This window comes from Limimonas halophila, from assembly GCF_900100655.1.
Classification (GTDB): domain Bacteria; phylum Pseudomonadota; class Alphaproteobacteria; order Kiloniellales; family Rhodovibrionaceae; genus Limimonas; species Limimonas halophila.
Genome location: NZ_FNCE01000003.1, coordinates 98,202 through 123,534, shown reverse-complemented (window position 1 = coordinate 123,534; position 25,333 = coordinate 98,202). Strand labels below are relative to the sequence as shown.

Here is a 25,333-nt window from a genome sequence, read left to right as displayed (position 1 = left end):
CGGCACCGCACGCGCTCTGCGGCGGCCCGGCGGGCGGCGCGCGTTGACAGGCTGTGCGCCGGGGCCTATCTGTCGGCGACGCGCCGCCGCCCCCGGCGTTGTGCGAACAGTGCTCTGAGGATCCTTCATGATCGGCGCGCTCGCCAAACGTTTGTTCGGCACCGCGAACGAGCGTTTCCTGCGCGGCCTGCGTCCGACGGTTACAGCGATCAACAAGCTCGAACCCGAGCTTGAAAAGCTTTCCGACACGGAGCTGCGGGCCCGCACCGACTGGTTCAAACAACGCCTCGCGAACGGCGAGCGGCTGGACGACCTCATGGTCGAGGCTTTCGCCACGGTGCGCGAGGCCGCCAAGCGCACGCTCGGCCAACGCCACTTCGACGTGCAGCTGCTCGGCGGCATGGTCCTGCACAAGGGCATGATCGCCGAGATGAAGACCGGCGAGGGCAAGACGCTGGTGTCCACGCTGCCGGTCTATCTCAATGCCCTGACCGGCAATGGCGCGCACATCATTACGGTCAACGACTATCTGGCCCACCGCGACGCCGAGTGGATGGGTCAGATCTACCGCTTCCTCGGGCTGAGCGTGGACTGCATCACCCACGGCAAGAGCGACGCGGAGCGCCGGCGGGCCTATGCCGCCGACATCACCTACGGCACGAACAACGAGTTCGGCTTCGACTACCTGCGCGACAACATGAAGTTCTCGCTGGACGAGATGGTCCAGCGCGAGTTCAGCTACGCCATCATCGACGAGGTCGACTCCATCCTCATCGACGAGGCGCGCACGCCGCTCATCATTTCGGGGCCGGCCGACGACAGCTCGGACATGTACGTCGCCGCCGACCGGCTGGTGAAGAACCTTGTCGAGAGCGACTACGAGACCGACGAAAAGCAGCGCAGCGTCAACCTGAACGATCAGGGGGTGGAGCACGTCGAGCAGCTTGCCGCGCGCGCCGAGCTGATGGACGAGGAGAGTTCGCTCTTCGACATCCAGAACGTGAACCTGCTCCACCACGTGAACCAGGCGCTGCGGGCGCGCGTGCTCTTCAACCGGGACACGGACTACATCGTCAAGGACGACAAGGTCGTCATCATCGACGAGTTCACCGGCCGCATGATGGAAGGCCGGCGCTTCGGCGAGGGGCTGCACCAAGCGCTGGAGGCCAAGGAAGGCGTCTCGATCCAGAACGAGAACCAGACGCTCGCCTCCATCACCTTCCAGAACTTCTTCCGCATGTACCCCAAGCTGGCCGGCATGACCGGTACGGCCATGACGGAAGCGGGCGAGTTCTCGGAGATCTACGGTCTACAGTGCGCCGAGATTCCGACGAACCGGCCCATGATCCGCAAGGATCACGACGACGTCATCTACCGCACGGCGCGCGAAAAATACGACGCCATCATCGAGCAGATCGAGACCTGCTACAACAAGAACCAGCCGGTGCTGGTGGGCACGGTGTCGATCGAGAAGTCCGAGCAGGTCTCGGAGATGCTCACCGCGCGCGGCATCCCGCACAACGTGCTCAACGCGCGCTACCACGAGCAGGAAGCCTACATCATCGCCCAGGCGGGCACGCCCGGGCAGGTGACGATCGCCACCAACATGGCCGGGCGCGGCACCGACATTCAGCTCGGCGGCAACCCGGATATGCGCATCGAGCGCGAGACCGCGGAGCTTGACGACCCGGACGAGGCCGCGCGCCGCGCCGAGCAGATCCGCGAGGACTGTGCGCGCAAGCACGACGAGGTCGCCAACGCCGGCGGGCTCTTCATCCTGGGCACCGAGCGCCACGAGAGCCGGCGCATCGACAACCAGCTGCGCGGGCGCGCCGGGCGCCAGGGCGACCCTGGCGAATCCGAGTTCTTCCTGTCGCTGGAAGACGACCTGATGCGCATTTTCGGCTCCGAGCGCATGGACTCCATGCTCGGCAAGCTGGGCATCCAGGAAGGCGAGGCGATCACCCACCGCTGGGTGAACAAGGCGTTGGAAAAGGCGCAGTCCAAGGTCGAGGCGCGGAACTTCGACATCCGCCGCAACCTGCTGCGCTTCGACGACGTCATGAACGACCAGCGCAAGGTCATCTACGAGCAGCGCCGCGAGTTGATGGCCGCCGAGGACGTGAACGATACCGTCACGGACATGCGTCGTCAGGTCATCCGCGACATCGTCGCGCGCAACGTGCCGGAGAAAGCCTATCCCGAGCAGTGGTCGCTGGACGAGCTGCACGACGAGTGCAAGCGCATCCTCGGCCTGGACCTGCCCGTGCACGAGTGGGCGCGCGAGGAAGGCATCGCGGACAGCGAGATCCACGACCGCCTCGTGGAGGCCTCGGATCGCCTCATGGCGGAGAAGGCGGCCAACTACGGCCCCGAGATCATGCGCCAGGCGGAAAAGCAGATCGTGCTCTACGTCCTCGACAAGAAGTGGAAAGAGCACCTGCTCAACATGGACCACCTGCGCCAGGGCATCGGCCTGCGCGCGTTCGCCCAGAAGAACCCCCTGCACGAGTACAAGCAGGAGGCGTTCGAGATGTTCGAGGCCATGCTGGCGAGCGTGCGCGAGGAAATCACCTTCATCCTCGCCCATCTCCAGATCCAGGGCGAGGTGCCGGAAGAGTCCGCGCTGGCGGGCGACGCGTCCGCGCAGATGCAGGAGAGCCACGCCGAGCCGGCGACGCTGGGCGCGGCGCCGGAGGAGCCCGCGCTCGCCACCGCCGATGCCGGCGGCGGCGCGGCCCCAGCAGGCGGTGGCGCCAAGCCGCAACCTGTGCGCCACGCCAGCGGCGCCGAAGCCAATCCCCGCGATCCGGACACCTGGGGCAAGGTCGGCCGCAACGCACCCTGCCCCTGCGGCAGCGGCAAGAAGTACAAGCACTGCCACGGCCGGCTGCACTGACCGGCCCTAAGCGTACGGTGCTGCGGCTCCATGACCTATCCGGCGAACGATCCGAAGGGCGCGCGGGTCACGATCGTCCTGGCCGCCGATGACGGCGACGGCATCGGCCAGGACGGCGGGCTGCCGTGGCACCTGCCCGGCGATCTCGCCTTCTTCAAGCGGGTCACGCGCGGCCACCCCGTCGTCATGGGACGGACGACACACGACGCCATCGGCCGCGCGCTTCCGGGGCGCACCAACGTCGTCGTCAGCCGCAACCCGGCCTACCAACCGGCGGAGGGCTGCGTGCTCGCGGGCTCGCTGGACGAAGGTCTGGCGCAGGCGCGCGCGGCGCCCGGCGGCGAGGACATCATGGTGATCGGCGGCGCCGCGATCTTCGAGCAGGCGCTTTCCTACGCGGACGTCTTTTACCTGACGCGCGTCCACGCCAGCTTCCCGGCCGACACCGCGCTGCCCGATCCGGACTGGGCGAGCTGGCGCGAAACCTGGCGGGACGAGCGGGCGGCGGACGACGCCAACGCCCACCCGCACACCTTCCTGCGCTACGAGCGGGTTTCGTGAAGGGAGCGGGTTTCTTGAAGGGACCGGGTTACTCGAACGGCACCGCGATCCAGCGGTAATCGCCGCGGCGGACGACGAGCAGGGTCGCGACCTCGTCGCCCTGCTCCCGCGCCGTCCGCAGGGCGTCGCGGACGGCCGCCGGCGACTCCGTCTCGCGCTGGTTCACCTCGACCACGACGTCGCCGGGCCGCACATCCGCCGCGGCCGCCGGGCTGTCGCCCTCGACGCCGATCACAACCGCCCCCGTGCCGGGCTCGCCCAGGTCGAACTCGCGGCGCGTCGCGTCCGTCAGCGGTGCCAGGGCGAGGCCGGACACCGTCACCCGCTGCGGCTTCTCCGGCTGCGCAGGCTCGCGCTGGCCGGTGAACTTGGCGACCTTGTCGTCGGACAGCCGGGCCAGATCCGTGCGCAGTTGCTGCTGCTCACCGTCGCGGACGACCGTGACCGTCACTTCCTCGCCGACGGGCATCTGCGCCACCATGCGCGGCAGCATGCGCATCTCCGGCACGGGCTCGCCGTTGAAGCGCACGATGACGTCGCGCGGCTGCACGCCAGCGCGCTGCGCCGGGCTGCCGTCGGCCACCGAGGCGACCAGCGCGCCCCTGGCCTCGGCCATCCCCAGGGCGCTGGCCAACTCGGGCGTCACCTTCTGGATGCGCACACCCAGCCAGGCGCGTTTCACGCGCCCGCCCTCACGCAGTTCCGCCACGACCCGCTGGGCCATGGACGCGGGCACGGCGAAGCCGACGCCCACGGAGCCGCCGTTGGGCGAGAAGATGGCCGTGTTGACGCCGATGACCTCGCCCTCGGCGTTGAACAGCGGGCCGCCGGAGTTGCCGCGGTTGATGGCCGCATCGGTCTGGATGAAGTTGTCATAGGGACCGGCGTTGAGGTCGCGCCCGCGCCCCGAAACGATGCCGGCCGTCACCGAGCCGCCAAGCCCGAAGGGATTGCCGATCGCCAGCACCCAGTCGCCGATCTGCGCGGCTTCGGAATCGCCCCACTCGACGGCCGGGAGGGCCCGGTCGGCGTCCACTTTCAGCAGCGCCAGGTCCGTCTTGCGGTCCTGCCCGACGACCTCGGCTTCCAGCTCACGGCCGTCACTGAAGCGCACGTTCACGGTGTCCGCCTTGGCCACCACGTGATGGTTGGTGACGATGTAGCCGGACTCTCCGATCACGAAGCCGGAGCCGAGCGAGCGCGGCGCCGGCATGGACCGCCCGCCGCCTTCGCCGCCGAAGCGCTCTTCGAAGAAGTCGCGCAGGCTGCCCTCGCCGCGGGACTCCACCTTCTTCTCCGCGGCGATGTTCACGACCGAGGGAACGAGCTTTTCGGCCATGCCGGAAAAGCCCGTGCGCTGGGCCGCCGACCCCTGGGCCGACGCCGTCACGGGCGCGGCCAGCACCGCGACGGCGATGGCCGCGACGCTCAAGGCTTTCACGGCACGGGCTGCAGCCGGAGCACGGGTGGACACGGGTCTTTCCTCCTCGCGGTCTGGCGCGGCCCGGCGAGCCGGTCCGGGCCTCAGCCCCGCACCAAATACAGCACGAACACACCGGCCAGGGCCACCAACAAGCCGCCCCAGCGCATGGCCTCGCGCGGCATGGCGTCCAGGGTTTCCAGCGCCCGGCGCAGGGCACTGGGCAGGAGAGCGAGCGCGACGCCCTCGAACACCAGCACCAAGCCCAGGGCCGTCACGAAGTCCGCCAGATCGAGCGCCACGGTGATCGGCTCTCGCCGCCCCGCCCCAGGTGCGCCTTATCCGCCGAACACCGAGCTCGTGGCGGTCTCGCCGCCCTCGCGGCCCGACACCTGGCCGTCCTGCGACGGCGCATCCGGGATGTCCCCGGGCTCCACACCGAGGGCGTCGGTGATGGCGCCCTGGTTGAACAGCCGGAAGAAGGCGTTCCGCTCCGTGGAGAGCACGAGGTAGCTGTTGTCCGAGCCGTCCTGGTTGATCGACTTCTCGTAGGCCTGCAGCGAGCGGTAGAAGTTGAAGAACTCGGGCGCCTGGCCATAGGCCTTGCTGAGCGTGCGCGTGCGCGTCGCCTCGGCCTCACCGCGCAGGATCTCCGACTCGCGCTGCGCCTCGGCCTTGATAACCGTGGCCTGCCGCTCGGCGTTGGCGCGGATCTCGCGCGCCCGCTCCTGCCCGCGCGCCCGGATCTGGGCGGCTTCCTGCTGGCGCTCGGAGCGCATGCGCGAGTAGACGGCCTCCTGCACCTGCTCGGGCAGGTCGGTGCGGCCGATGCGCACGTCGACGACGTTGATGCCGAAGCGTTCGGCCTCCTTGTTCACCTGCTTGCTGATGCGCTCCATGATCGCGGCGCGCTCGTTGGACAGCAGGCTGGCGAGATCGACGCTGCCGAGCACGCTGCGCAGGCTGGAGTTGATGATGGAGCCCAGCCGCGCGCGCAGGTTTTCTTCCACGCGCACCGTCTGGAAGAACTGCAGCGGGTTGTCGATGCGGTAGCGCGCGAAGCTGTCCACGTCCAACGGCTTCTGGTTCGCCAGCAGCACGCGCTCCACCGGCGGGTCCAGGTCGATCAGGCGCTTCTCGTAGGTCACGACCTCCTGAACGAAGGGCACCTTCACGTGCAGGCCGGGCTCGCGGATGACGTTCCGCGGGTCGCCGAACTGCAGCACGATCGCCTGCTGCGTCTGGTGGACGGTAAAGAGCGCGCTGGACGCCACGATGATCAGCGCCACCGCCAGCACGCCCAGCGATATGACCTTCTTGCTCGTCATCACGAACCGCTCCGCGGTTGGGGCCGGCGGGCAGCGGCCCGGCCGGCGCCCGGGGTTCAGCGCGCGCGCTGCGCCGAGGTTGCGTTGGAGTCGCCGCCGGACGTGTCCTCGCTCTGCGAGGTGGTCTGCCCGCCGGCCGGACGGCGCTTGCGCAGCTCATCCAGGGGCAAATACGGCACCGTGCCGTTGCCGCTGCCGCTCATCAGCACCTTGTCCGTGCGCCCGTAGATGGTCTGCATCGTCTCCAGGAACATGCGCCGCTGGGTGATCTTCGGCGACTCCTCGTAGGCGCCGCGCACCTGCGAGAAGCGCTCCGCTTGACCCTCGGCCTCGTTGACGATGCGCGAGGCGTAGGCCTGCGCGTCGTTGCGGATCTGGGCCGCCTTGCCGCGCGCCTTGGGAATGATGTCGTTGCGGTAGGCCTGGGCCTCGTTGACGAGGCGATCCTGGTCCTGCTTGGCGCGCTGGACCTCGTTGAAGGCGTCCATCACCGGCTCGGGCGGCTGGACGTTCTGCAGCTTCAGGCCCGTGATCTGAACGCCCGCGCCGTAGTTCTCCAGGATGTCCTGCAGCAGTTCGCGGGTCTTCGTCTCGATCTCGGCGCGCGCCTCGGTCAGCGCCGGCTGCAGGGCCGTGCGGCCGATGATCTCGCGCATCGCGCTCTCGGCGGCGATCTTCACGGTTTCCTGGGCGTTGCGGACATTGAAGAGGTACTTGCCCGCGTCCGCGATGCGCCACTGCACCGAGAACTGGATGTCGATGATGTTCTGATCGCCGGTGAGCATCAGGCTCTCTTCGGCGATGTCGCGGGTGCGCGTCTGTGAGCCGGTGCCGACCTGCCGCAGACCGATGTTGATCTGGCTGATCTGCTCCACCGAGGGCGTGACCACGCTTTCGATGGGGTACGGCAGATGCCAGTTCAGGCCGGGCTGCGTGGTCGCCACCCACTGCCCGAAGCGCAGCACGACGCCGCGCTCGTCCGGCTGGACGCGGTAGAAACCGGTCACCAACCAGATCGCGACGATCACCAGCACCGCCAGCAGAATGCCGCGGCCGCCCATGTTGCCGCCGGGCATCAACTGCTTGAGCTGGTCCTGCCCCTTGCGGACGAGGTCGTCGATGTCGGGCGGGCGCTGACCGCCCCCGCCGCCTCCGCCGCCGCCGAAGGGGCCGCCGCCGCGGCCGCCCCGGCCGCCGCTGCCGTTGCCGCGACCGCCGCCGCCCCAGGGGCCGCCGCCGCCGGAACCGCCGCCCCAAGGGCCGCCCTGCTGCTGCCAAGGCATGATGGATGCGCTCCGCGTGGGTATCTCGTGTCGACGCTGGCCTTTCACGCCGCCGGATCACCGCCCATATCCGCTGCGGACATCGACGAGCCGGCGCGCCGCGGCCATGACGTCAGGCGTCGCCATATCGTCCGGAAAGCGGAGAGATCAAGCATGAGCCGTGTCACCGAGGACAGCATCTACGCCGCCCTCCGGAACATCCTGGACCCCGCCTCCGGCCAGGACCTCGTCACCCGGAAGATGGTCACCGGCCTCGTGGTCAAGGACGGCAACGTCGGGTTCGCCATCGAAATCGACCCGCAAACATCCCACGACATGGAAGCCGTGCGCAAGCGCGCCGAACAGGCGGTGCTCGCGCTGGACGGCGTGTCCTCGGTCACGGCCGTGCTCACGGCCCACACCGAGGCGCCGGGCGACAGCGGTTCCGCCGGGAAGATGCAGCAACAGGCCGGTGGCGCGCAGCAGCACGGCGGCGGGCACAGGCATGGCCACGGCCAGGGTCACGCTCAGGGCCAGGGCCAGGGCCAAGGCTCTGGTCAGCGCGGCGGCGACCAGCGCCGGGGCGGCACGCAGCAGGCCATCCAGATGCCGGGCGTGCGCGCCATCGTGGCGGTCGCCAGCGGCAAGGGCGGCGTGGGCAAGAGCACCACGGCCGCCAACCTCGCCCTCGCCGCCGCGCGGGAAGGCCACCGCGTGGGCCTGCTGGACGCCGACATCTACGGCCCCTCCGCCCCGCGCATGATGGGCGTGAGCGGCAAGCCGGAGCTGACCGAGGGCAAGCGGCTGATTCCCAAGGAGGCGCACGGCATCAAGGTGATGTCGATGGGCTTCCTGGTGGACGAGGACACGCCCACGGTCTGGCGCGGGCCCATGGTGCAGACGGCCATCCAGCAAATGCTGCGCGACGTCGAGTGGGGCGAGTTGGACCTTTTGATCGTCGACATGCCGCCGGGCACGGGCGACGCGCAGCTCACGCTGTCCCAGCAGGTGCCGCTGGCGGGCGCGGCCATCGTCACCACGCCGCAGGACCTGGCCCTGACCGACGCCAACAAGGGCCTGAACATGTTCCGCAAGGTGGACGTGCCCGTGCTCGGCTTCATCGAGAACATGAGCTACTTCCAGTGCCCGAGCTGCGGCGAGCGCCACCACGTCTTCGCCGAGGGCGGCGGCCGGCGCGAGGCCGCGCGCCTGGGCACGGAGCTGCTGGGAGAGATCCCGCTGGACATCGTCATCCGCGAGACCTCGGACGGCGGGAACCCGGTGGTCGTCGCCCATCCCGAAAGCCCGCACGCCGCGGCCTATGGCAACATCGCCCGGCGCATCGCCGAGCAGGTGCTGGACGGCGGCGCCACGCGTCAGGCGCCCAAGATCACGATGTCCTGAGGGATCACGATGTCTTGAGCGCTGCCGAGCCGACATGAAAGTCGTCTACCCCGAGCGTCACGCCTACCACCGCCCGCGGCACTTCCTGGCGGCCGGGGCGCACCGCCCGAACCCGGAAGCGCCCGAGCGCGCCGACCGCCTGCGCGCCGCCACCAAGGCGGACGGGCACACCGTGATCGCCGCCGACGCGCACGGCCCCGGCCCGGCTGCGGCGGTGCACACGCCGGCCTATCTGCACTTTCTGCGCACGATCGTGGGGCGCTGGCGGCAGATCGAGGGCGCCAGCGAGGAGGTCATCCCCAAAACGCATCCACAGGGGCGTTGGGGCGCGGGCTACCCGGAGTCCCCGGTCGGTCAGGCCGGCTACCACCAGGCCGACACCGCCTGCCCCATCGCCGAGGGCACCTGGGAGGCGGTCGTGAACAGCGCCGAGGCCGCCGTGACCGGGGCCGAGCTGGTGGCCGCGGGCGAACCCGTCGCCTACGCCCTGTGCCGCCCGCCCGGCCACCACGCCTTTCCCGACATGGCCGGCGGCTTCTGCTTCCTGAACAACACCGCGATCGCCGTGGAGCGCCTGCGCCGTCACGCCGGGCGCGTCGCCGTGCTCGACGTGGACGTGCACCACGGCAACGGCACCCAGAGCGTTTTCGACCAGCGCCCGGACGTGTTCACGGTGTCCCTGCACGCCGACCCGGCGCACTACTTCCCCTTCTACTGGGGCTACGCGCAGGAGCGCGGCACCGGCCCCGGCACCGGCTACAATCTCAACCTGCCCCTGCCGCTGGGCACGCGGATCGACGCCTACATGGCCGCGCTCGACCATGCGCTGGCGCAGATCCGCGCCTTCGACCCGGACGTCCTGGTGGTCGCGCTGGGCCTGGACGCCCACGTCGACGACCCCTTGCAGGGCATGGCGCTGACGACCGCCGAGCTGGGCCGCGTTACGGAAGCGATCGCGGCGCTGCGCCTGCCCACGCTGCTGGTGCAGGAAGGCGGCTATCTCCAGCCCGCGCTGGAAGCCAACCTCCAGGCGGCGCTGCGCGGCTTTGCCGCGCTCGATCGCGGGTAAGCCTCACCGCAGGCCGGGGTCGTGGCCGTAGCGCGCGCGGTAGAGCCGCGTGGACAGGATGTGGCGGTGCTCGGGGGAGAGGTCGCGGTAAGCCGCGTGGATCTCGCTCAGCGCCGCGCGCAGGCTGTACAGCTGGTCGAGGAGGTGGAGCACCAGCGGCATCGCCTCGGCGTCGATGCCCATGTCGTGATGCAGCTGCGCGATCAGCGCGATGCGCGCCTCGTCCGCCTCGTCGAAGAACCAGCGGCCCGATTCGGCTACCGGGAGCACCCAGGCTTCCTCGACCCAGGCGGTGATCTCGGCTTCCGACACCGACGTGGCCGCGACCACCTCCGCCAGCGTCTTCGCCATACCTGGCCCCCGTTTCAGACCATGCCCGCCTTTTCACGCGGGTTGTACGGGTGCTTCTTCGCCCAGTCCTTGACGAACTTCTTCAGCTCGTCGTCGGGCTTCTCGGGCAACACCACCTGCAGGCGCACGTACTGGTCGCCCGCGTCCTCGCCCTTGGGCTGGATGCCGCGCCCGCGCAGGCGCATCGTCTTGCCGGTGTTGGAGCCCGGCGGCACCTTCATCTGCACCTTGCCGGTCACCGTGGGCACCGTGACGGTCGCGCCCTCCACGGCCTCCTGCAGGCTCACCGGCAGATCCACGTAGACGTCCTTGCCGTCGCGCGAGAAGCGCGGGTCCTTGTCCACGTTGATCTTGACGTAGGCGTCGCCCGGCGGCCCGGCGCCCAGGCCCGGCTTGCCCTTGCCCTTGAGGCGCAGTGTCTGCCCGTCTTCGCAGCCCGGCGGGATGTTGATGTCCACCGTCTCCCCGTCGGCCAGGCGCACGCGCTTGCGCGCCCCTGCCGCGGCTTCCTGAAAGCTCACGCGGATCTGGTAGTTGACGTCGCCGCCGCGCGCCTCGGAGCGCTTCCAGCCGCCTCCGCCACCGGGACCACCGGCTGAAAAGCCGCTGCGGCGCTTGAAGCCGCCGCCGAAGAGGTCGGCGAAGATGTCCTCGGCCGAAAACTCTTCGCCGAAGTCGAACTGGCGGTACTTGCCGCCGCCACCACCGTCGGCGTAGGAGCGGTAGAAGCCGCCCGGTCCAGCGCCCGCGCCGGCCCCGCGCATGCCCTGCTCCTGGCCCGCGGCGTCGATTTCCCCGGCGTCGTAGCGCTTGCGCTTATCCGGATCGCCCAGGATGTCGTAAGCCTGGGAGATATCCTTGAACTTCTGCTCGGCGTCCTTGTTTCCCGGATTCAGGTCCGGATGGTACTTCTTCGCCAGCTTGCGGTACGCTTTCTTGATGTCGTCCTGACTGGCATCGCGCGAGATGCCCAGCACCGCGTAAAGGTCGGTCATGCGGCCCGCTTCGCCCTGTTCGCTGCCTGCCTGCGCCGGCCCGTGAGCCGGCGGCGATGGTTCCGGTGATCCGCCAGCGGGCTGGCCCCGTCAAGGCCGGCGGCCGCGCTGTACCGCTGCGGGCCGCCCGGCGGTGGTCCGGCCCCGCCCGGCCGGCGGAGCGACGATGTTGCCCGTGTCTCCGACCTAAGTGGGGCTAGATGATTTTCCAAGAGCCGTCGGGCTGACGACACGCCGTGCCATAGGCCTGCTGCGTCTCGCCGCCCACCGTCACCGTCTGCTGAAACTCACGGCAGTAGGTGCCGTCCGCGCGCTGGAACGTTTCCGTCGGCGTCACCTTGCCGCTGTTGCCGCTGTCCGGATTGCTCCAGGTCGAGGTCTGGCCGCTCTTCGTGTGCTCCAGCGCCGCCTGGGTCGTTCGCGCGGCGTAAATCCGGTCCGCGCGGTCCAGCGACTTGCCGAACTCGCTGCCGATGAGCGCGCCCACGGCCGCGCCCGCGCCCGTCGCCCACAGCTGCCCCTTGCCGCCGCCCACCTTGGAGCCAAGAAATCCACCCAGGATGGCGCCGCCGATCGTGCCGATCGACTGCTTCGGCCCGGGCTGATCCCCCGAATTCGCACACCCCGCCGCCACCATCGCGGTCAGGGCCAGGGCCGCCAAAATGCGTCGCACCGTCATCTCGTATCCTCGCTGCCGCGGCGCGCGCCGCACGAATGCGCTGCCTGGGCGGGAGTATACTTGACCCGTCACGCCAGCGGCCACGATTTTTCCATAACCCATAAATGCAAAGGGCCGACGCAACCATGTTCCCCGACGACCCGCCCGCCGACCCCTTGGAGCTGTTCGCGTCCTGGTATCAGGACGCCTGGGACAGCGAGATCAACGACCCCAACGCCATGGCCGTCGCCACCGTCGGCGAGGACGGCATGCCCTCGGTGCGCATGGTGCTGCTGAAGGGCTACGACCACGACGGCTTCGTCTTCTACACCAACCTGGAAAGCCGCAAGGGTGTGCAGCTGCGAACCCACCCCAAGGCCGCCTTCGTCATGCACTGGAAGAGCCTGCGCCGGCAGGTGCGCGTGGAAGGCCACGTCAGCCAGGTCGGCGACGCGGAAGCCGACGAATACTTCGCCTCGCGCGCCCACGGCAGCCAGGTCGGCGCCTGGGCCAGCAAGCAGTCGCGCCCGCTGGAATCCAAGCACGCCCTCAAGAAGCGCGTCGCCGAATACGGCACCCGCTACGCCGTCGGCCCCGTGCCGCGCCCGCCCGAGTGGTCCGGCTTCCGCATCTCCCCAACCCGCATCGAGTTCTGGGAGGAAGGCCGCTTCCGCCTGCACAACCGCCTCGTCTACGAGCCCGACGACGCCGGCGGCTGGACCACCACAATGTTGTACCCATAGCCACGGATGATTCTTAGAACCATCTGTCATTCGACAGCGGCGTAAACACGAGGGTGTTTAATCCCTTTTTGTCATTCGATACCGGCATCACGCAGCAAATGCACGGGTCACTCATGACCAAAACACGATCCTGTTTTATCGCATCCGTAACTTTATACAAGCAAAACGGGGAAATAAAAAGCTTGCGGCTATTTTCAGTGGAATCGAACCGACCTACAAGACGATTTGCATTCATGTAGGGCGGATTAGCCGCGTCAGCGGCAATCCGCCGATCCCCGGCACGCTGGATCCCAAGATCGGGGTCTTGGGATGACGCAAGTCACGACCGCCGCACCATTCGACTGGATCCGCCAACAGGCGATTCGCCGGTCTGCGCGGAAAAACGCCAACGCGCCCCGTGGCCGAGTAACTGGCGAATAACCGGCAAAGCCGTTCTGGCTTTAGGAAACGCGAGGAAGGTGGGTGGTGGAGCCGACGGGATTCGAACCCGTGACCTCCAGAGTGCGATTCTGGCGCTCTCCCAGCTGAGCTACGGCCCCACCGAGGTCCACGAAGGACGTAAGGCCAACGGCGGGCTGAGACAAGGGCTGTGATGCCCGCGCCGCCGTCGTGTGCGCTGGAACATGCGGACACGGTTGCGGGCTGTCAAGCCTGCGCCGCGGCCTTGTGTGGGTCCGGGGCGATGGCTAGCCTGCCCGCGCTCACTGCCCGCACGCCGGTTGAAGGTTCCACCGCATGCAGACCGTGCTCCTGCCGCTGATCCAGGTCGTCAACATCGCCCTGCAGCTCTACGTCTGGGCGATCATCATCTCCGCGATCATGAGCTGGCTGATCGCCTTCGACGTGATCAACACGCGCAACCAGTTCGTCTACATGGTCGTCGACTTCCTGTGGCGGATCACGGAACCCGCGCTGCGGCCGATTCGCCAGTTCCTGCCCAACCTGGGCGGCATCGACATCTCGCCGATCGTGCTGATCCTCGGCATCTTCCTGCTGCAGCGGATCCTCGGCAACGTCGCCATGCAACTTCAGACCGCCGGCGCCCCGGTCGCGGGCGGGACGCCAATGTAGCGCCTACCCATGGACGGCCCGTGGGACCAGCTCGCCGACGGCCTGCGCCTGCGCGTGCGCGCCCAGCCGGGCGCCAAAGCGGACCGCATCGACGGCCTCCACGCCCACGCCGACGGGCGCCCCGCGCTCAAGGTCCGCGTGCGCGCCCCGGCCCAGGACGGCAAGGCCAACACCGCGCTGACCGCCTTCCTCGCCAAGCGCTGGGGCCTGAAGAAGGCCGACGTCACCCTAACGGCCGGCCAGACGGGCCGCGACAAGACGGTCCACCTGCGCGGCGACCCGGCCGAACTCGCCGCGCGCCTCGCGGCCGATTGTGAATGAGCTATCGAGCGGGTCGGTTGCGAACACACGAACGGCGGTGACAAACACGCGCCCGCGCGCGTTTGCGCGCACATCCCGGGCGGATTGCATACGGGCGCGCCACCACCGGCGCGCCGAACCAACAGCCATGACACGAAGGGGAGCAACGCCATGAGCCAGGCCCAGGCGGGTGACGCCACCATCATCGACGGCAAGGGCTTCGCGGCCGATCTGCGCAGCGGCGTCGCGCAGCAGGTCCAGGCGCTGAAGGACCAGCACGGCATCACGCCCGGCCTGGCGGTCGTGCTGGTGGGCGAGAACCCGGCCAGTCAGGTCTACGTCCGCTCCAAGGCCAAGAAGACGGTCGAGGTGGGGATGGAGTCCTTCCACCACCACCTGGACGCCAACACCAGCGAGCACGAGCTGCTCGACCTGGTCCAGCAGCTCAACGACGACGAGCGCGTCCACGGCATCCTCGTCCAGCTGCCGCTGCCGGATCACATCGACGAGGACAAGGTGATCCACACCATCGATCCCCAGAAGGACGTGGACGGCTTCCACCTGATGAACGTGGGCCGGCTGGCGACCGGCGACCTGGACAACGCCATGGTGCCCTGCACGCCGCTGGGCTGCCTGATGCTGCTCAAGGATCAGCTCGGCGACCTCTCCGGCAAGAAGGCGGTCGTGGCCGGGCGCTCCAACATCGTCGGCAAGCCCATGGCCCACCTGCTGCTGGCCAACAACTGCACGACCGAGATCGTGCACTCGCGCACGCGCGACATCGCCGCCGAGTGCCGCGACGCCGACATCCTCGTCGTCGCCGTGGGCAAGACGCGGATGGTGCGCGGCGACTGGATCAAGCCCGGCGCCACGGTCATCGACGTGGGCATCAACCGCCTGGACCCCGAGCCGGGCGAGGAAAAAGGCAAGTTGGTCGGCGACGTCGCCTTCGACGAGGCCAAGCAGGTCGCCGGCGCGATCACGCCCGTGCCCGGCGGCGTCGGCCCCATGACGATCGCGGTGCTGCTCGCCAACACCGTCACCGCCACCTGCCGCCAGCACAACGTCGCCGAGCCGGCGCGGAGCTGATACCAGCGAGGCAATGAAATCAGTTGCGCCCGGAGCGGACACTTATACCATCGAGCCAATCAAGTCATAAGCTGCGAGAGCATAGCCCCATCCCCCTCTGGGTTTTGGGCTGTCGCCCCAAACCCGTCTCCCCCTTCCCCTGCTAGGGGAAGGGAGAGATGACAGTGGGGGTTGGGGTCGATGATTTCATCAACTCGGCGGTATTATTCATGTTCAGGTACGTGGACCACCGGATCGGCGTCCGATGGTAACGGCCATCCACGTCTGATTTCTGAAAAGGCGTCCGCTCCGGCCTTCAGATTTCCGGGTTTTCGCGCGGCGGGAAGGCGTGTTGGTGATAGGTGTCGCGGAAGTGCGTCAACGCCCAGCGCACCGAGGGGAAGGACAGCTCGGCCCAGGGGATATCGCCCCAGGGCACCAGGATAAGCTCCGCCGATTCCGGCCCCGCTTCGATCGTCTCCGGATTCAACAAACGCGCCCGGTAAATCAGGTGCACCTGCCCGATGTGGGGAATGGAATACACCCCCAGCAGGCTTTCGATGGCGATGTCCGCGCCGGCCTCTTCCCAGGCCTCGCGCGCCGCGCCCGTTTCCGCGGCCTCCCCCAGCTCCATGTAGCCGGCGGGCATCGTCCAGGTGCCCAGCCGCGGCTCGATGTTGCGCCGGCACAGCAGGATGCGCTCGTCGGGCGCATAGCACACGGCGCCGACGACGATCTTGGGGTTCTCGTAGTGGATGAAGCCGCAGTCGCCGCAGACCAGGCGGTGACGGTCGTCACCCTCGGGAATGCGGCGGACGAAGCCGGTTCGGGCGGGGCGCTCGGGATCGCTCATGGTGCGGGAGTGTGGGCGGCACCGAGGCCCGCGACAAGGCGGCGGCGGGCCGCTGTTGGGCGCGCGGGCGCGTTTATGCCGCCGGGACGGCTTCCGTGTCCGGCACGATCGGGAACACGCCGTCGAGAACGACCTCGCCGCCCCCGTCGACGACCGTCGGTGCGTCGGCGTTGGCGATCACGACGGCGCAGGTCGCGATCATCGCCAGCCCGCCATCTTCGTCCGCCAGCGGGCAGAGCACCCGCCCACACGACCGCAGCGTTCCATACGGCGTCACGTGCCGCGAGTGCGCGCAAACCGGCCCCTCGGCTTGCCGCACGGCGTCGTGGATCCGCGTCATCAGCCCGGTGAACGGCGTGCCCGCCGGCAGATCGTCCATGAAGCGGCCGGTGGGGTCCATGCCGAGCGCGTCGGTAACGGCCGTCCCGACGAGGCGGTAGCGGTACCGCTCGCCGTGCACCTCGACCAGCATGAGGTTGGGCAGCAGGGCCGGAATGTCAGCCGGGTCGAGATCGCGGCGACGCGGCCATTCGCCGGTCCCACAGCGCCGGGCGTGCCAGTAGCGGTAAAATTCGGACAAGCGCGCCTCGGGGATGTCTCTCGGAGTCGTTTGGGTTGCGCTCAGCCGCGTCTCGGCCGGCGCGGACAGCACGCGGTCCGGTTCCGGTTTCCTCGCAAACATTGGGCTCTGCCCTCCCCCGGCAGGGCCGTTGCCGCCAACGACGGCGGGCGACCGATGCTGCGCCCGCATTCACGTTAAATTTTATATTAATGCCGCTACACAAAACCGGTCAACGAAAAGAACCGGCTAGACCACCAGATCCACGAAGCTGCCGCGCGGGAGGATGCGCCCGGCTTCGGCGGCGCGGGCGGCGCGCTCGGCGGGATCGAACGGGCGCTCCTGCTGCGTAGCCGGATCCGGCGTCCCGGCGTCCGGCTGCCCGCCGCCGACCTGGCGGTTGGGCCGTGTCTCCGGCACGCTCTGATCCGGAATCTGTGGCCGCTGGACCAGATTCTGCAGCTGACGCAGGACGGTGTTGACCTGCTCGTTCTGCCCGAGACTGCCGGGAAGGCGCATGATCGCTCCGGACTCCAAAGCCGTCATCAGTTTGCCTGACACAACGGAAAAGACGCAAGCTCCCCAGGGGATTATCGAGGGGGTTGGGCTCGGTTGGGGCTTCCGTTAACGTAGCCTAACCTGCACGCGAAGGGGTCCGGTCGGACTCACACGGTCGATCCAAGCGCAGCAACAACGTGAAAGAAGGGGAGCGCCGTGGCCGAACACGCCGCGTCCGAGGGGACGAGCCCGCCCATGCTGGAAGTCGACGACCTGGTGAAGAGTTTCGGGGGCCTGCGGGCCATCGACCACGCCAGCCTGTCGGTCGCCCCGAACACGATCACCGGGCTCATCGGGCCCAACGGCGCCGGGAAGACCACGCTGTTCAACATCATCACGGGCTATATCCCGCCCGACAGCGGACGCGTGCGCTTCCGCGGCGACGACATCACCAACCTGCCCGCGCACAAGATCTTCCTGAAGGGACTGTGCCGCACCTTCCAAATCCCGCGCGAGCACCCCAGCATGACGGTGCTGGAAAACCTCATGCTCGTGCCCCCGCACCAGAGCGGGGAGTTCGTGCTCGCCGCGATCTTCCGGCCGGGCAAGGTGCGCACGGAGGAAGCCCGCATCCGCCAGCAGGCGCTGGAGGTGCTGGAGTTCCTCAACCTCACCCACATCAAGGACGAATACGCCGGCAAGCTGTCCGGCGGCCAGAAGAAGCTGCTGGAGCTGGGCCGCATCCTCATGGCCGAGCCGGCGATGGTGCTGCTGGACGAGCCGGGCGCGGGCGTGAACCGCACCCTGATGCAGCGCATCACCGACAACATCAGCTACATGCAGCGCGAGCGCGGCATCACCTTCCTGCTCATCGAGCACGACATGGACCTGGTGATGAACCTGTGCGACCCGGTCATCGTGATGAGCGAGGGGGCCAAGCTCATGGAGGGCCCGCCGGAGGTCGTGCGCAACGACCCGCGCGTGCTGGAAGCCTACCTGGGGGGCCAGTATGCCGCTGCTGAAGGTTGACGGGATCACCTGCGGCTACGGCGACGCCGAAATCCTCTCCAACGTCTCCATGGAGATCGGCAACGCCGAGATCGTCTCCATCATCGGCCCCAACGGGGCCGGCAAGTCGACCCTGATGAAAGCCGTCTTCGGCCTGCTGCACCCCTGGCGCGGCACGATCAGCTTCAACGGCCAGGACATCTCCCGCTTCGAGCCCTACGAGATCGTGCGCACGGGCATGTGCTACGTGCCGCAGGTGGACAACGTCTTCACCTGGCTGACGGTCGAGGAAAACCTGGAGATCGGCGCCTACACGCTGACCGGCGCCAGCCTGCAGGAGCGCAAGGACACCGTCTTCGAGCTCTTCCCGCGCCTCGCCGAGCGCCGGCGCCAGCGGGCGGGCAAGATGTCGGGCGGCGAGCGCCAGATGGTCGCCATGGGCAGCGCGCTCATGCTCGACCCGTCGCTGCTGCTGCTCGACGAGCCGTCCGCCGGGCTCGCGCCCAAGATGGTGGAGCACATCTTCGACCGCATCCGCACCATCAACCGCACCGGGCTGGCGATCATGATGGTGGAGCAGAACGCCAAGCAGTCGCTGCAGATGGCGCACCGGGGCTACGTGCTCGCCAGCGGCGAAAACCGCGTGGAAGGCACCGGCCAGGAGCTGCTCAACGACCCGGACGTGGCGCGCCTCTACCTGGGCGGCTGATCGCGCCACGGCACCGGATCGCACGGACAAGACCTTCGAACAGGGAGTCACGGCATGGCCGTCGCACAGGACCAGGCCGACATCCGCTTGAGCGAGCGCATCCGCGCCGCCGTGCAGACCAGGAAGATGCTGTGGGGCACGCTGATCGCGCTCTTCGCCATCTGGATCGTGATCTCGCTGGCCAGCGGCGTGTCCTCGGGACGCATCATCTCGCTCATCGCCTGGGGGATCATGCTGGGGGGCGTGATCGGACTCGGCAGCATCGGGCTGACGCTGACCTACGGCGTGCTCAAGTTTCCCAACTTCTCACACGGCGCGCTGGTGTCGCTGGGCGCCTATCTGGCCTTCGCGGTGGTGGACCTGCTGCCCAATACCGCGCGCATCGGCCCGTTCTCCTTCGGCTGGGAGTTCGTGCTGGGCATCCTCGTCGGCGCCCCCATCGTGGGCGTTGTCTGCCTGGCCATCGACCGCGTGATGTACCGGCCCCTGCGCACGAGCAACGCCTCGCTGGTGCTCTTCGCCATGGCGTCGCTGGCGATGGCGTTCTTCCTGCGCTCCATCATCTACATGATCTGGAGCGGCGACTTCCGCTTCTACTACCCCGGCAGGTCCGCGCCGGCGCTGGACCTGCCGCTGGGCATCCGCGTGCAGGCGGACCAGCTCTTCATCCTGCTGCTCGCGGCCGTGCTGGTGGCGGCCGTCTACCTGCTGCTGGAATACACCAAGATGGGCAAGGCCATGCGGGCCACGGCCAACAACCCCGAGCTGGCCCGCGTCCGCGGCATCAACACCGAGCGCGTGATCGCCTCAACCTGGATGATGGCCGGCGCGCTCGCCACGGCCGGCGGGGCGATGTACGGCCTGTCCTCGCAGCTGCGCCCGGAGATGGGCTTCTGGCTGCTGCTGCCGATGTTCGCCGCCGTGATCATGGGCTCGATCGGCAACCCGCGCGGCGCACTCGTGGGCGCGCTCATCATCGGGGTGGCCACGCAGCTCTCCACCTCGCTCATCAGCCCGGCCTACGGCCCCGCCGTGGCCTTCGTGCTGCTGATCATCACCATCGTCATCCGGCCCCAGGGCCTGCTTGGCGCGCCGGGGGAGTGAGCCGTCATGACCGAGGCAGCATTCGTCAAAGGTATCCTGCTCGCGATCCCGATCTTCGTGCTGGCGCTGTGGCTGGTGCCGGGGCGCTGGTACGCGCGCGTGCCCGGCGCGGCGGTGGCCGGCATCGCCCTGGGGCTGCTGATCGCCAGTCTGATGGGCGCGGGCAACCTGTCCTACGTCGTCAGCTTCCTGAGCATGGCCAGCATCTACGCCGTGCTGACGCTGGGGCTGAACGTGCAGTGGGGCTACACCGGCCACCTGAACTTCGGCATCGCCGGCTTCTTCGCCGTGGGCGCCTTCACCACGGCGCTGGTGACCACCTCGGCCCCCACGGGCACGCTGGCGCAGTACAGCCAGCAGGCCTTCGGGCTGGAGATGCCCTTCCTGGTGGGCGTCGTCGCCGCCGGCGGCGTGGCCGGCATCGTGGCGCTCATCATCGCGCCGCCGGTGCTGCGCCTGCGCATGGACTTCCTGGCCATCGCCACGATCGGCATCGCCGAGATCATCCGGCGCATCTTCCAGAACGAGCGCTGGCTGGCGAACGGCCCGCAGCCGCTGCGCGGCATTCCCCAGCCGCTGAAGTGCGCCGTGGGCGAGGGCGGCTGCGCCTGGATGCCGGAGTTCCTGGTCGCCTTCCTGGGCCCGCTGGAGCCCCGGCACTACAGCTTCATCTACCTGATCGTGCTGGTGATCTTCCTGGCGCTCGTCTATCTGGTGCTGGAGGCGGCGACACGCTCGCCCTGGGGCCGCGTGCTGCGCTCCATCCGCGACGAGGAAGCCAGCGCCGGGATGAACGGCAAGGCGGTGACGAACTACCGCGTGCAGGCCTTCGTCGCGGGCGCGGTCATCATGGGCGTCGCGGGCGCGCTCTACGCCCACTACATGGTGACGATCGACTACACCCACTTCCGGCATCTCTTCGCCACCTTCCTGATCTGGGTGATGCTGATGCTGGGCGGCAGCGGCAACAACAAGGGCGCGCTGCTGGGCGCCTTCGTCATCTGGGGCGTCTGGGCCGGCACCGCCTTCATCGCCGCGGGCCTGGAGCCCGTGCTGGCGGAGGTCTCGCAGCCCTTGGCGGAGCGCAGCTCCTACATCCGCTGGATGCTGGTGGCGATCCTGCTGGCGGTCGTGGTGCTCTTCCGCCCGCAAGGAATCATCAAGGAAAACAAGATCGTCTCGCGCTACCTGCTCGGGACCAACGGCACCGGCGACAGCCCCAAGCGCGCCACGGCGGACCACCGCGAGGCGGATTTCCGGGCCGGGTGACGTCAGCGCAAAATCGACACCTTCCGAAGCCCGGTGCCCCGCGCACCGGGCTTCTTTTCGTTGGCCCGTTGGGCGGCAGGCAGCCGCCCCGCGCTCACGCCCGCCAGCCCGGCTTGCGGCTTTCGGCCCGCGCGTCCTCCCAGCGCACGCCCAGATCCGCGCGGGCGCGGGCGTCCAGCCCGGCCAGCTCCGCCCGGCCACGCGCCCGCCGCCGCCACTGTCGAAGCGTTCGCACCAGCATCCCGGGCACGTGGTTCAATGCCCGGCCAATTCCGCGCACCGGGGCTACGGGGGACGGTGCAGCCAGCAGCCGACGCACCGTTCCGCGCTGCGCCTTGATTGTACCCATACAATAACGCTCCGCCTCTTGTATTGTCCCTTTTATGGCGATACAAGAGAGAAACAATCGGCATCAACAGAAGTTTTGTCGGGGTACAATGTGGCAGCCTGATCTGAACGGCCGCACCGGGCCGCGCTACCGCGCCATCGCGGACGCCCTCGCCGACGCCGTCGCCGGCGGCGAGCTGCAGCCGGGCACGCGCCTGCCCACGCACCGCCATCTCGCGGAGGCGCTGGGTGTCACCGTGGGCACGGTGACGCGCGCCTACACCGAAGCCGAGCGCCGGGGGCTGGTCGAGGCCACGGTCGGGCGCGGCACCTTCGTGTGCGCCGCCACCGAGCCGCCGAGCCCGAAGGAAACGGCCTTCACCGCCCGCCTGCGCGCCTCGCGCAGCGACGCGCCCGATCCCGGCGGCGCGGCGACGGTGGACCTCAGCACCAACCTGCCCGTGCCGGGGCTGGTGGCGGACGCGCTGGCGCAGACGGCCGCCGCCCTGCCCGGCCCCGAGCGCTGGGCGGAGTTGGGCGGCTACCAGCCCGCCGCCGGGCGTGCCGAACACCGCGAGGCCGGCGCGGCGTGGCTGGCCGCCACCGGCCTGCCCGTGGATGCGGAGCGGGTCGTGGCCGTGCCCGGCACGCAACCGGGCCTGACGCTGGCGCTCAACGCGCTGTGCACGCCCGGCGACGCGGTGCTGGTTGAAGCCCTGACCTACCCCGGCGTTCGCGCCGCCGCCCACGCGCTCGGCCTGCGGCCGGTGCCGGTGGCGATGGACGGCGACGGCCTGTGCCCCGACGCGCTTGCCGAGGCGGCGCGGCGCAGCGGGGCGCGCGTGGTCTTCACGATGCCGACGCTGCACAACCCCACGAACGCCACGATGGGCGAACGGCGCCGCCGCGACATCCTCGCCGTCGCCCGCGACCACGATCTGACGGTGATCGAGGACGCCATCTACGCCTTCCTCGACCCCGAGGCACCCGCCCACCTCGCTGCCATGGACCGCGAGCGCGTGGTGCACCTGACGGGGCTGTCCAAGGCCGTCTCGCCCGGCGTGCGCGTGGGCTACGTGGTGCCGCCGGACGCGCTGCACGCGCGCTTGATCGCGGCCCTGCGCGCCTCGCTGCTGATGACCTCGACGCTGACCCTGGAATGGGCGCGCGTGGCGCTGGACACCGACATCGCCGGGAACGCGGCCCGGGCGCAGCGCGACGCCGCGGCCCGGCGGCAGGACCTGGCCCGCGCGCGGCTGCCGGCGGACGCGCTATCGACCCATCCACACTCCTTCCACGCGTGGCTGAAGCTGCCCGCCGCCTGGTCCACGGCCGCGTTCGCGCAGCAGGCGGAGGCGCGGGGCGTGGTGGTGTCGCCGGGCGACGCCTTCGCCGTGGGCGACGACCCGCGCGCCGTGCGGCTGTGCCTGTGCGCGCCGGAACACGAGGACGCCCTCGTGCGCGCACTCGACACCCTGGCCGAGCTGCTCGCCACCCCGCCGGCCAGCGTGGGGCCTGTCGTGTAGATCACGTCGTGACGTCCAACCCCACGTCCAGCGCCGGGGCGCTGTGGGTGAGCCAGCCGACGGAGATAACGTCCACGCCCGTCGCGGCGACTGCGGCGGCCGTGTCGCGCGTGATGCCGCCGGAGGCTTCGGTCAGCGCGCACCCGGCCACGCGGCGCACGGCCTCGGCCAGCGTCGCCGGGGCCATGTTGTCCAGCAGCACGATGTCGGGGCGCGCGGGCAGCACGCGGTCCAGCTCGGTGAGCGTGTCCACCTCGACCGTGATCGTGACGGTGTGGCCGACACGCCGGCGTGCGCGGTCCACCAGGGCCGCCAGGCCCTCGGCCGGGTCCGCGAGAGCGCGGTGGTTGTCCTTGATCATCACCGCATCGTCGAGGCCGAAGCGGTGGTTGTGCCCGCCGCCCGCGCGCACGGCCGCCTTTTCCAGCCCGCGCAGGCCCGGCGTCGTCTTGCGCGTCTCGGCGATGCGCGTGCCGTGGGGCGCGACTCGGGCCACCAGTTCCGCCGTCGCGGTGGCGATGCCCGAGAGGTGGCCGAGAAAGTTCAGCGCCGTGCGCTCGGCCGCCAGCACGGCACGCGCATCCCCCGCGACCGTCAGGATCGCGTCGCCCGCCCCGACTCTGTCGCCGTCGTCGCGGTGGACCGTGATCTGCGCGCCGGGATCGGTCGCCCGGAAGCTCTCTGCCGCCAGCGGCACGCCGCACAGCGTGCCCGGCGCGCGCGCCGCGACGGTGGCTGTGACGCGCGTGCCCGCCGGCACCACGGCCTGCGAGGTCAGGTCGCCGCCGTGGCCCAGGTCCTCGGCCAGCGCGTCGCGGACAGCGGGGGCGATGAGGTGCGGCGGGATCATGCGGCGCATCCCTCCAGGCCGACGGAGCGCGGAACCACATCCGCAAGCGTCAGCTGGCTGTCGCCGGCGATTGCCTCGGCGTCGGGCGCGTCGCGGCGGGCGTGCGCGCCGCGCGTTTCCGGGCGCCGCCGCGCGGCCTCGGCGATGACGAGGGCCGCCAGCGCGGTGTCGTCGCGATCCGCGCGGTCCGCCAGCCAGTCGACGGCCGCCGCCAATCCGGCGCCGTCGCGCACGGGACCGCAGTTCCGCTCCATCAGCCGGCGCAGGGCCAGCGGCGCGCGGTCGGCGGCGGCCTGCGGCTGAACCTGAGCGCGCGGCGCTCTCGCATCGGCGGGCGGCGACGCGGCAATGGCCTCGGCCACCCAGGGCGCCGTCGCCAGCCCCTCGATGACGCCGTTGCTCGCCAGCCGGTTGGCGCCGTGCAGCCCGGTGCACGCGGCCTCGCCGCAGGCGTAGAGCCCGTCCACGCCCGTGCGCCCGTGCAGGTCCGCCGCGACGCCGCCGATGTGGAAGTGGGCCGCCGGGCGCACGGGGATCGCCCGCGTCACCGGGTCCAGCCCGGCCGCGCGGCACGCCGCCGTCACCCGCGGAAACCGCGCGGGCATGTCCCCACCGAGCTGGGTGGGCGTGTCCAGATAGACCGCGTGCCCCACCGCGCGGCATTCGTGCACCGTGCGCGCCACGGCGTCGCGCGGCGCCAGCTCCCCCGCCGGGTGCCGGGCCATGACGCGCGCGCCCGTGGCATCGACCAGCGGCACGCCCTCCCCGCGCAGCGCCTCCGTCGCCAGCGGCAGCGGGTCGGCGTCGAGGTCCATGGCCGTGGGGTGGAACTGCACGAATTCGGCGTTGCGGATGCCCGCGCCCGCCCGCGCCGCCATCGCCAGCCCCTGCCCGCACGCGCCCAGCGGGGTCGTCGTGCCCGCGAACAGCCCGCCGACGCCGCCGCAGGCCAGCACCGCCGCGCGCGCCGGCAGCACCGTGCCGTCGGCCAGCGCCACGCCCTGCACGCCCGCCTCGCCGGTGAGCACGCGCACCGCCCACGCGCCTTCGCGCACCGTGATGGCGGGCTCCGCGCGCACGGCAGCAATCAGAGCATCCAGCACGGCCTTGCCCGAGCCGTCGCCCGCCGCGCGCACGATGCGCCGGCGGCTGTGTCCGGCTTCCAGGCCGAGCGCCAGCGCGCCGCCGTCGTCCCGGTCGAACACCGTTCCCAGCCGGTCCAGCCACGCGATGCGCTCCGGCGCGGCGTCCGCCACCGCGCGGGCCACGGCCGGGTCGACCAGCCCGCCGCCGACGGCCTCGGTGTCCGCGGCGTGGCGCGCGGGGGTGTCGTCCGGCCCGACGGCTGCGGCCAAACCGCCCTGCGCCCAGCCGGTCGCGGCCTCGCGTCCCAGGGATGCGGGCGTCAGCACGGTGACGGGCAGCGGCGCCAGGTGCAGCGCCGTCGCGAGGCCCGCCGCCCCGGCGCCGACCACGATGACGGGCGCGTCCGCCACGACCC

The 25,333-nt window shown here is 70.0% G+C and carries 26 protein-coding genes and 1 tRNA gene; 13 read left to right on the top strand and 14 right to left on the bottom strand.

The features are described 5' to 3' along the window. The first annotated feature begins 127 nt into the window (after positions 1 to 127). Together secA and BLQ43_RS06080 are read left to right on the top strand one after the other, a co-directional pair. Entirely contained in the window at positions 128 to 2,899 is a 2,772-nt protein-coding gene (secA, locus tag BLQ43_RS06085) for a preprotein translocase subunit SecA (RefSeq protein ID WP_090019250.1), read from the top strand. 30 nt (positions 2,900 to 2,929) lie between these two features. Beyond that, positions 2,930 to 3,460 (top strand): dihydrofolate reductase, encoded by a 531-nt coding sequence (locus tag BLQ43_RS06080; protein WP_090019249.1) that lies wholly within the window; start codon positions 2,930 to 2,932, stop codon positions 3,458 to 3,460. A 28-nt stretch (positions 3,461 to 3,488) separates the two neighbouring features. Here the strand turns inward: BLQ43_RS06080 and BLQ43_RS06075 are convergent, their stop codons facing one another. The 4 genes from BLQ43_RS06075 to hflK all read right to left on the bottom strand — a co-directional run bounded on the left by BLQ43_RS06075 (position 3,489) and on the right by hflK (position 7,491). After that, the gene (locus BLQ43_RS06075) at positions 3,489 to 4,901 is read right to left on the bottom strand and encodes a Do family serine endopeptidase (RefSeq protein ID WP_245659480.1); all 1,413 of its coding nucleotides are present in this window, start codon (positions 4,899 to 4,901) and stop codon (positions 3,489 to 3,491) included. A gap of 83 nt (positions 4,902 to 4,984) precedes the next feature. Then, positions 4,985 to 5,182 carry a DUF2065 domain-containing protein gene (locus BLQ43_RS06070; RefSeq protein ID WP_245659478.1) on the bottom strand — a complete coding sequence of 66 codons (198 nt, stop codon included), beginning with the start codon at positions 5,180 to 5,182 and terminating at the stop codon, positions 4,985 to 4,987. 36 nt (positions 5,183 to 5,218) lie between these two features. After that, a complete protein-coding gene (gene hflC, locus BLQ43_RS06065; protein WP_090019247.1) occupies positions 5,219 to 6,208 on the bottom strand; it encodes a protease modulator HflC in 990 nt (329 codons plus the stop codon). Positions 6,209 to 6,264: 56 nt separating this feature from the next. Continuing rightward, positions 6,265 to 7,491 carry an FtsH protease activity modulator HflK gene (hflK, locus tag BLQ43_RS06060; RefSeq protein ID WP_090019246.1) on the bottom strand — a complete coding sequence of 409 codons (1,227 nt, stop codon included), beginning with the start codon at positions 7,489 to 7,491 and terminating at the stop codon, positions 6,265 to 6,267. 153 nt (positions 7,492 to 7,644) lie between these two features. Here hflK and BLQ43_RS06055 point away from each other — a divergent pair, with 153 nt between their 5' ends. Together BLQ43_RS06055 and BLQ43_RS06050 are read left to right on the top strand one after the other, a co-directional pair. Next, positions 7,645 to 8,874, top strand: coding sequence for an Mrp/NBP35 family ATP-binding protein (locus tag BLQ43_RS06055; protein WP_090019245.1), 1,230 nt, complete (start codon positions 7,645 to 7,647; stop codon positions 8,872 to 8,874). A gap of 34 nt (positions 8,875 to 8,908) precedes the next feature. Beyond that, entirely contained in the window at positions 8,909 to 9,943 is a 1,035-nt protein-coding gene (locus BLQ43_RS06050) for a histone deacetylase family protein (protein ID WP_090019244.1), read from the top strand. 3 nt (positions 9,944 to 9,946) lie between these two features. Here BLQ43_RS06050 and BLQ43_RS06045 read toward each other — a convergent pair whose 3' ends face one another. The 3 genes from BLQ43_RS06045 to BLQ43_RS06035 all read right to left on the bottom strand — a co-directional run bounded on the left by BLQ43_RS06045 (position 9,947) and on the right by BLQ43_RS06035 (position 11,968). Continuing rightward, the gene (locus BLQ43_RS06045; RefSeq protein WP_090019243.1) at positions 9,947 to 10,294 is read right to left on the bottom strand and encodes a chaperone modulator CbpM; all 348 of its coding nucleotides are present in this window, start codon (positions 10,292 to 10,294) and stop codon (positions 9,947 to 9,949) included. 14 nt (positions 10,295 to 10,308) lie between these two features. Beyond that, entirely contained in the window at positions 10,309 to 11,289 is a 981-nt protein-coding gene (locus tag BLQ43_RS06040) for a DnaJ C-terminal domain-containing protein (protein WP_090019242.1), read from the bottom strand. A 196-nt stretch (positions 11,290 to 11,485) separates the two neighbouring features. Further along, complete coding sequence (locus tag BLQ43_RS06035; protein WP_090019241.1) at positions 11,486 to 11,968, bottom strand: RT0821/Lpp0805 family surface protein; 483 nt, start codon at positions 11,966 to 11,968, stop codon at positions 11,486 to 11,488. A 125-nt stretch (positions 11,969 to 12,093) separates the two neighbouring features. On the opposite strand from BLQ43_RS06035, the gene pdxH reads away from it, so the two are divergent. After that, a complete protein-coding gene (gene pdxH, locus BLQ43_RS06030) occupies positions 12,094 to 12,690 on the top strand; it encodes a pyridoxamine 5'-phosphate oxidase (RefSeq protein WP_245659476.1) in 597 nt (198 codons plus the stop codon). Positions 12,691 to 13,153: 463 nt separating this feature from the next. On the opposite strand, the gene BLQ43_RS06025 is transcribed toward pdxH, so the two are convergent. Further along, a tRNA-Ala gene (locus BLQ43_RS06025) sits at positions 13,154 to 13,229 on the bottom strand. Between the two features lie 196 nt (positions 13,230 to 13,425). Here BLQ43_RS06025 and BLQ43_RS06020 point away from each other — a divergent pair. The 3 genes from BLQ43_RS06020 (at position 13,426) to folD (ending at position 15,150) form a co-directional block, all read left to right on the top strand. Beyond that, positions 13,426 to 13,761: a YggT family protein gene (locus BLQ43_RS06020; protein WP_090019239.1), complete on the top strand. Its 336-nt coding sequence runs from the start codon at positions 13,426 to 13,428 to the stop codon at positions 13,759 to 13,761. 9 nt (positions 13,762 to 13,770) lie between these two features. Next, positions 13,771 to 14,082, top strand: coding sequence for a DUF167 domain-containing protein (locus BLQ43_RS06015; RefSeq protein WP_090019238.1), 312 nt, complete (start codon positions 13,771 to 13,773; stop codon positions 14,080 to 14,082). Positions 14,083 to 14,232: 150 nt separating this feature from the next. Beyond that, a complete protein-coding gene (folD, locus tag BLQ43_RS06010) occupies positions 14,233 to 15,150 on the top strand; it encodes a bifunctional methylenetetrahydrofolate dehydrogenase/methenyltetrahydrofolate cyclohydrolase FolD (RefSeq protein WP_090019237.1) in 918 nt (305 codons plus the stop codon). Positions 15,151 to 15,445: 295 nt separating this feature from the next. Here the strand turns inward: folD and BLQ43_RS06005 are convergent, their stop codons facing one another. The 3 genes from BLQ43_RS06005 to BLQ43_RS05995 all read right to left on the bottom strand — a co-directional run bounded on the left by BLQ43_RS06005 (position 15,446) and on the right by BLQ43_RS05995 (position 17,060). Then, a complete protein-coding gene (locus tag BLQ43_RS06005) occupies positions 15,446 to 15,982 on the bottom strand; it encodes an NUDIX hydrolase (protein WP_090019236.1) in 537 nt (178 codons plus the stop codon). Between the two features lie 73 nt (positions 15,983 to 16,055). Beyond that, a complete protein-coding gene (locus tag BLQ43_RS06000) occupies positions 16,056 to 16,634 on the bottom strand; it encodes a PAS domain-containing protein (protein WP_176758546.1) in 579 nt (192 codons plus the stop codon). A 156-nt stretch (positions 16,635 to 16,790) separates the two neighbouring features. Beyond that, positions 16,791 to 17,060: a hypothetical protein gene (locus BLQ43_RS05995; protein WP_090019234.1), complete on the bottom strand. Its 270-nt coding sequence runs from the start codon at positions 17,058 to 17,060 to the stop codon at positions 16,791 to 16,793. A gap of 195 nt (positions 17,061 to 17,255) precedes the next feature. Between BLQ43_RS05995 and BLQ43_RS05990 the strand changes: the two genes are divergently transcribed. Genes BLQ43_RS05990 through BLQ43_RS05975 form a run of 4 tightly spaced genes read left to right on the top strand, consistent with a single transcriptional unit; the run spans position 17,256 to position 21,129 of the window. Continuing rightward, a complete protein-coding gene (locus tag BLQ43_RS05990) occupies positions 17,256 to 18,068 on the top strand; it encodes an ABC transporter ATP-binding protein (RefSeq protein ID WP_437123473.1) in 813 nt (270 codons plus the stop codon). Continuing rightward, positions 18,049 to 18,756: an ABC transporter ATP-binding protein gene (locus BLQ43_RS05985; RefSeq protein WP_090019233.1), complete on the top strand. Its 708-nt coding sequence runs from the start codon at positions 18,049 to 18,051 to the stop codon at positions 18,754 to 18,756. Before BLQ43_RS05990 ends, BLQ43_RS05985 begins: the two co-directional genes overlap by 20 nt. 54 nt (positions 18,757 to 18,810) lie before the next feature. Next, on the top strand, positions 18,811 to 19,860 hold the full coding sequence (locus tag BLQ43_RS05980) for a branched-chain amino acid ABC transporter permease (protein ID WP_090019232.1): 1,050 nt from the start codon (positions 18,811 to 18,813) through the stop codon (positions 19,858 to 19,860). Between the two features lie 6 nt (positions 19,861 to 19,866). Next, positions 19,867 to 21,129: a branched-chain amino acid ABC transporter permease gene (locus tag BLQ43_RS05975; RefSeq protein ID WP_245659475.1), complete on the top strand. Its 1,263-nt coding sequence runs from the start codon at positions 19,867 to 19,869 to the stop codon at positions 21,127 to 21,129. A gap of 94 nt (positions 21,130 to 21,223) precedes the next feature. Here the strand turns inward: BLQ43_RS05975 and BLQ43_RS14565 are convergent, their stop codons facing one another. Continuing rightward, on the bottom strand, positions 21,224 to 21,364 hold the full coding sequence (locus tag BLQ43_RS14565; protein WP_176758545.1) for a YjiS-like domain-containing protein: 141 nt from the start codon (positions 21,362 to 21,364) through the stop codon (positions 21,224 to 21,226). A gap of 202 nt (positions 21,365 to 21,566) precedes the next feature. Between BLQ43_RS14565 and BLQ43_RS05965 the strand changes: the two genes are divergently transcribed. After that, positions 21,567 to 22,982, top strand: a complete 1,416-nt coding sequence (locus tag BLQ43_RS05965; RefSeq protein ID WP_176758544.1) for an aminotransferase-like domain-containing protein — start codon at positions 21,567 to 21,569, stop codon at positions 22,980 to 22,982. 1 nt (position 22,983) lies between these two features. Here the strand turns inward: BLQ43_RS05965 and nadC are convergent, their stop codons facing one another. Next, the gene (nadC, locus tag BLQ43_RS05960; RefSeq protein ID WP_245659474.1) at positions 22,984 to 23,832 is read right to left on the bottom strand and encodes a carboxylating nicotinate-nucleotide diphosphorylase; all 849 of its coding nucleotides are present in this window, start codon (positions 23,830 to 23,832) and stop codon (positions 22,984 to 22,986) included. Continuing rightward, entirely contained in the window at positions 23,829 to 25,328 is a 1,500-nt protein-coding gene (locus BLQ43_RS05955; protein ID WP_245659473.1) for an L-aspartate oxidase, read from the bottom strand. Before BLQ43_RS05955 ends, nadC begins: the two co-directional genes overlap by 4 nt. Positions 25,329 to 25,333: the final 5 nt, after the last annotated feature.

Coding starts and splice junctions, on each gene's coding strand:
- secA (WP_090019250.1), top strand. CDS start 128: ATGATCGGCGCGCTCGCCAAACGTTTGTTCGGCACCGCGAACGAGCGT.
- BLQ43_RS06080 (WP_090019249.1), top strand. CDS start 2,930: ATGACCTATCCGGCGAACGATCCGAAGGGCGCGCGGGTCACGATCGTC.
- hflC (WP_090019247.1), bottom strand. CDS start 6,208: ATGACGAGCAAGAAGGTCATATCGCTGGGCGTGCTGGCGGTGGCGCTG.
- hflK (WP_090019246.1), bottom strand. CDS start 7,491: ATGCCTTGGCAGCAGCAGGGCGGCCCTTGGGGCGGCGGTTCCGGCGGC.
- BLQ43_RS06055 (WP_090019245.1), top strand. CDS start 7,645: ATGAGCCGTGTCACCGAGGACAGCATCTACGCCGCCCTCCGGAACATC.
- BLQ43_RS06050 (WP_090019244.1), top strand. CDS start 8,909: ATGAAAGTCGTCTACCCCGAGCGTCACGCCTACCACCGCCCGCGGCAC.
- BLQ43_RS06045 (WP_090019243.1), bottom strand. CDS start 10,294: ATGGCGAAGACGCTGGCGGAGGTGGTCGCGGCCACGTCGGTGTCGGAA.
- BLQ43_RS06040 (WP_090019242.1), bottom strand. CDS start 11,289: ATGACCGACCTTTACGCGGTGCTGGGCATCTCGCGCGATGCCAGTCAG.
- BLQ43_RS06035 (WP_090019241.1), bottom strand. CDS start 11,968: ATGACGGTGCGACGCATTTTGGCGGCCCTGGCCCTGACCGCGATGGTG.
- pdxH (WP_245659476.1), top strand. CDS start 12,094: ATGTTCCCCGACGACCCGCCCGCCGACCCCTTGGAGCTGTTCGCGTCC.
- BLQ43_RS06020 (WP_090019239.1), top strand. CDS start 13,426: ATGCAGACCGTGCTCCTGCCGCTGATCCAGGTCGTCAACATCGCCCTG.
- BLQ43_RS06015 (WP_090019238.1), top strand. CDS start 13,771: ATGGACGGCCCGTGGGACCAGCTCGCCGACGGCCTGCGCCTGCGCGTG.
- folD (WP_090019237.1), top strand. CDS start 14,233: ATGAGCCAGGCCCAGGCGGGTGACGCCACCATCATCGACGGCAAGGGC.
- BLQ43_RS06005 (WP_090019236.1), bottom strand. CDS start 15,982: ATGAGCGATCCCGAGCGCCCCGCCCGAACCGGCTTCGTCCGCCGCATT.
- BLQ43_RS05995 (WP_090019234.1), bottom strand. CDS start 17,060: ATGCGCCTTCCCGGCAGTCTCGGGCAGAACGAGCAGGTCAACACCGTC.
- BLQ43_RS05985 (WP_090019233.1), top strand. CDS start 18,049: ATGCCGCTGCTGAAGGTTGACGGGATCACCTGCGGCTACGGCGACGCC.
- BLQ43_RS05980 (WP_090019232.1), top strand. CDS start 18,811: ATGGCCGTCGCACAGGACCAGGCCGACATCCGCTTGAGCGAGCGCATC.
- BLQ43_RS05975 (WP_245659475.1), top strand. CDS start 19,867: ATGACCGAGGCAGCATTCGTCAAAGGTATCCTGCTCGCGATCCCGATC.
- BLQ43_RS05965 (WP_176758544.1), top strand. CDS start 21,567: ATGTGGCAGCCTGATCTGAACGGCCGCACCGGGCCGCGCTACCGCGCC.
- nadC (WP_245659474.1), bottom strand. CDS start 23,832: ATGATCCCGCCGCACCTCATCGCCCCCGCTGTCCGCGACGCGCTGGCC.